The sequence below is a fragment of the Bacillus sp. 05T31 genome, assembly GCF_056396725.1.
Genome location: NZ_JBFTMA010000472.1, coordinates 1 through 3542, shown reverse-complemented (window position 1 = coordinate 3542; position 3542 = coordinate 1). Strand labels below are relative to the sequence as shown.

The window sequence follows — 3542 nt, the reverse complement described above, 5'->3', positions numbered from 1 at the left end:
TCTCTACACCTTTTGAAATATAACCACGATGAGCCATAATAATTGGTTCTTTATATGAATTTGAAATAAACGTTACAATGAAGGCAACGACCATTCCGGCAGTAATAATTCCTACAATATATACACCAATAAATTTCCAACGATGTTTTTGGAAGAAACATTTATCTGCTTTTGTTTTCGAATAATCTAATCCTTCTTCTAATAAAACATCTTCAACCGGAACCTTTTGTAAATACAATCGTGTTATTGCCATAATATAAAATGGCGTCACGATAAAACTAAATAAATACAATGTACTCGTTAAAAATACAGACATTGTTGATTCYGCTAATAATGCAAATGTTCCCTGTGGATTTGTAAATTCATACATRCCCCATAGACACAATAAATACATTCCMAAAAATACACCGTACACAATCCCTATTGAAATAAAAAATCCTACTAAAAAGAATAGTACTTTAAAAAAACTTTCTTTTACTAACGTTGCACTTTTACGTGCTGCTGTGCGAAACGGCTTTTGCTCTAAAACAACAATAGGTAGAACAAAAATCCAGCGAAGGTTCAAATACGCAACTACAGCAAAGAACGTGTAATAACCAACTTGTCCCATCGTTGTCTTAAACAGTTCTCCTGTAATAAAGTTAGGAATTTGAATTTGCGGAATTAATGCCGTTTCATATCCAAGATTTAAAAGAGGTAACAATACGACAGCATATAAAATAAATCCTGGTAAGCAATATGTGAAAAGAGTAGGTAAATACGTTACGGTTTTATATAAAATCGGACGTAATTTCACCTTTTGTCTTTTATGAGCGAAGTACGAAATGATAATAAGCACCGCAAATTCCGTAAAGATAAGAAACAGTGCTAACAATGATAAAATTACGATTGCCAAAATGCCGTATGGTGTCTTTAAAAACGCTAATAATTCATCATTCGTCGCATTTGCATAACCACCAAAATACAATAACTTATTAAAAATGATCCCAAATAGCGGGACAAATACAATTGCTGCTAATAATTTATAAGCAAGTTGAAAGGTTAATACATTCCAAAAAGCAAATCTAACTGTTTGAAAGGAATGTCCCATTACCCCTGGTATAGATAGTCTTTTACGGTGTTGCATATATTCCTCCACATTCTAAAACGATATTTGAGATGGATTCCATATTTCCATTTCCAACCCATCTTTTTAATAATAATATATTCCGCTTAACATGAACACTCTTATACATACAATGAAAAAGTGATGGCTACTTGCCATCACTTTTTCATTTACTCTATTTTTTCTCTAACCCTTGACCAAATGCTTTCAAGAAGCTAAAACCGAATGTAATTGCTCTATTGATATCTGGATCTTTTAACACTTTAAAGAAATCCATCACTTTTGTTTTTTTACCACTATTTAATTCCTCTGTTGCAAATTGTAATCCAGTGACTAAACTAGATGTTATTTGTTTCGTTATTTCTGGGTCCACTGAAGATAATGCCTCTCCTGCCCCCATCATATTGTTTAATGCGTTTTTTACTGGTTCACGATTCAATTGTTCAACAGCTATTTTGGAAACATCTTCTTTTGCAGCAAGTAAACTAATTGCTGCATTTAAAATTCCTGCTTTTTGCAACTGCGCTAATAGCTGCATCGTCTCTTCTACTGCTTCTCTATTCTCAGCTAGATCATTTAACAACTCATCTGTTACTTGCTGTTTTTTTTCTTCTTCTGTTACAATCTTCTTTTTAATTAAAGTAATCTCTTTTGCCATTATCTCCGCCCCCTAATTCTGGTCCACAAGTGATACGTATTGTTTTCTTTGCCACTTTCGCTCGATTTCAACACCATTTTGCGGATGACGTTTTTTATCTCTCGGGTTTGAAGATGGTAACGGACGATTTCCTTTTTCACGTAATACGCGCAGTTTCACCATTGTTTGTTTATAAGCTGGTGTACACGTATAAATGTCTGTTGCTGTTCCTGTTAAAATATTGATTGCCTCTTCATTTACTGTCGCATGCATCGGCAAATACAACTCATTTCCAGTTACACGATCTGTAACAAGCGCTTGTACTTTGATTTTTCCAAATGGTGATGCTAACTCTACAAGACCACCATCTTTCACATTACGTTCTTTAGCAAGTTCAGGTGAAATTTCAACAAATACTTCAGACACTTTAGATAAAATACCAGCCGACTTATTCGTCATATTCCCTTCATGGAAATGCTCTAGCATACGGCCATTATTTAATAGTAAATCATACTCATCTGGTGCTATAACTGGCGGAACCCATTCATCTAGTGATAAACGTGCTAGTTTGTCTGGGAAGTTAAATCCATCTACATATAATAATGGTGTATCACTACCATCATGGCTACCCCAACATAAACTATTCCAGCCTTCTAGACGGTCGTACGTCGCTTGAGAGTATAACGGTGCAAGCGATGCAATTTCGTCCATAATTTCACTTGGACTTCCATAATTCCAGTCTCCGCCCAGTGCACGAGCTACTTTTTGTAAAATCCACCAATCTGGTTTTGAATCACCAAGCGGTTTCAATACTTCGTATAATCTTTGAATACGGCGCTCTGTATTCGTAAACGTTCCTTCTTTTTCTAAGCTTGGTGCTGCTGGTAAAATAACATCGGCGAAACGAGCTGTTTTCGATAAGAACATATCTTGAACAACAAGGAAGTCTAAATTCGCTAAAATATGTTGTACATGGTTGACATTTGAATCTACTAAAGCCATTTCTTCTCCCATAACATACATACCACGCAGTTTTCCTTCTTCCGCTGCTAGTAACATTGCGATATTATTTAGTCCCGGTTCTTTCGGAATGGTAGTACCGTATGCTTTCTCAAATTTCGCACGATGCACATCATCTGAAACTGCCTGATAACCTGGAAGCCAATTCGGTAATGTTGCCATATCACAAGCACCTTGTACGTTATTATGTCCGCGTAACGGATACGCACCTGCACCAGGACGACGATAGTTGCCCGTAACAAGCAGTAAATTTGAAATTGCWGCTGACGTTGTACTTCCTCCTGTATTTTGAGTTACACCCATTCCCCAAAGTACACAAGTACCATCTGCTTCATATACCATACGAGCCATTTTTTTAARMTKATCTTTAGAAATCCCTGTAATTTTCTCAGTATAATCAAGCGTATACTTTTCTAGCATTTTGCTATATTCATCAAAATTCTTTACATTTTCAGCTATGAACTTTTTATCATGCCAATMTTGATCAATAATATATTTCGTAATACCAGCAAGCCATACATAATCCGTTCCTTGACTCGGGTGAACAAATATATCAGCACGCTCTGCCATTTCGTGTTTACGAAGGTCTGCTACAATCAATTTTTGCTCGTGTAATTTATGAGCACGCTTTACTCTAGTTGCAAGTACAGGATGACCTTCTGTTGGATTTGCACCAACAATAATAACAAGACCTGCTTCAGCAATATCTTTTACTGTTCAAGCATCCCCACCCATACCGACAGTTTTAAATAAACCGTCTGTCGCTGGAGATTGGCAATA

General features: G+C 36.0%; 2 protein-coding genes and 1 pseudogene. All 3 read right to left on the bottom strand.

Features of this window, described 5'->3' with window-relative positions:
• A partial coding sequence (locus AC1DJR_RS22170; RefSeq protein ID WP_477003509.1) for a glycerophosphoryl diester phosphodiesterase membrane domain-containing protein occupies positions 1 to 1126 on the bottom strand: 1126 nt, incomplete at its 3' end.
• 154 nt (positions 1127 to 1280) lie between these two features.
• Entirely contained in the window at positions 1281 to 1763 is a 483-nt protein-coding gene (locus AC1DJR_RS22165; RefSeq protein ID WP_477003508.1) for a helical membrane plugin domain-containing protein, read from the bottom strand.
• A 12-nt stretch (positions 1764 to 1775) separates the two neighbouring features.
• A pseudogene (locus AC1DJR_RS22160) lies at positions 1776 to 3542 on the bottom strand (molybdopterin oxidoreductase family protein); the annotation flags it as partial.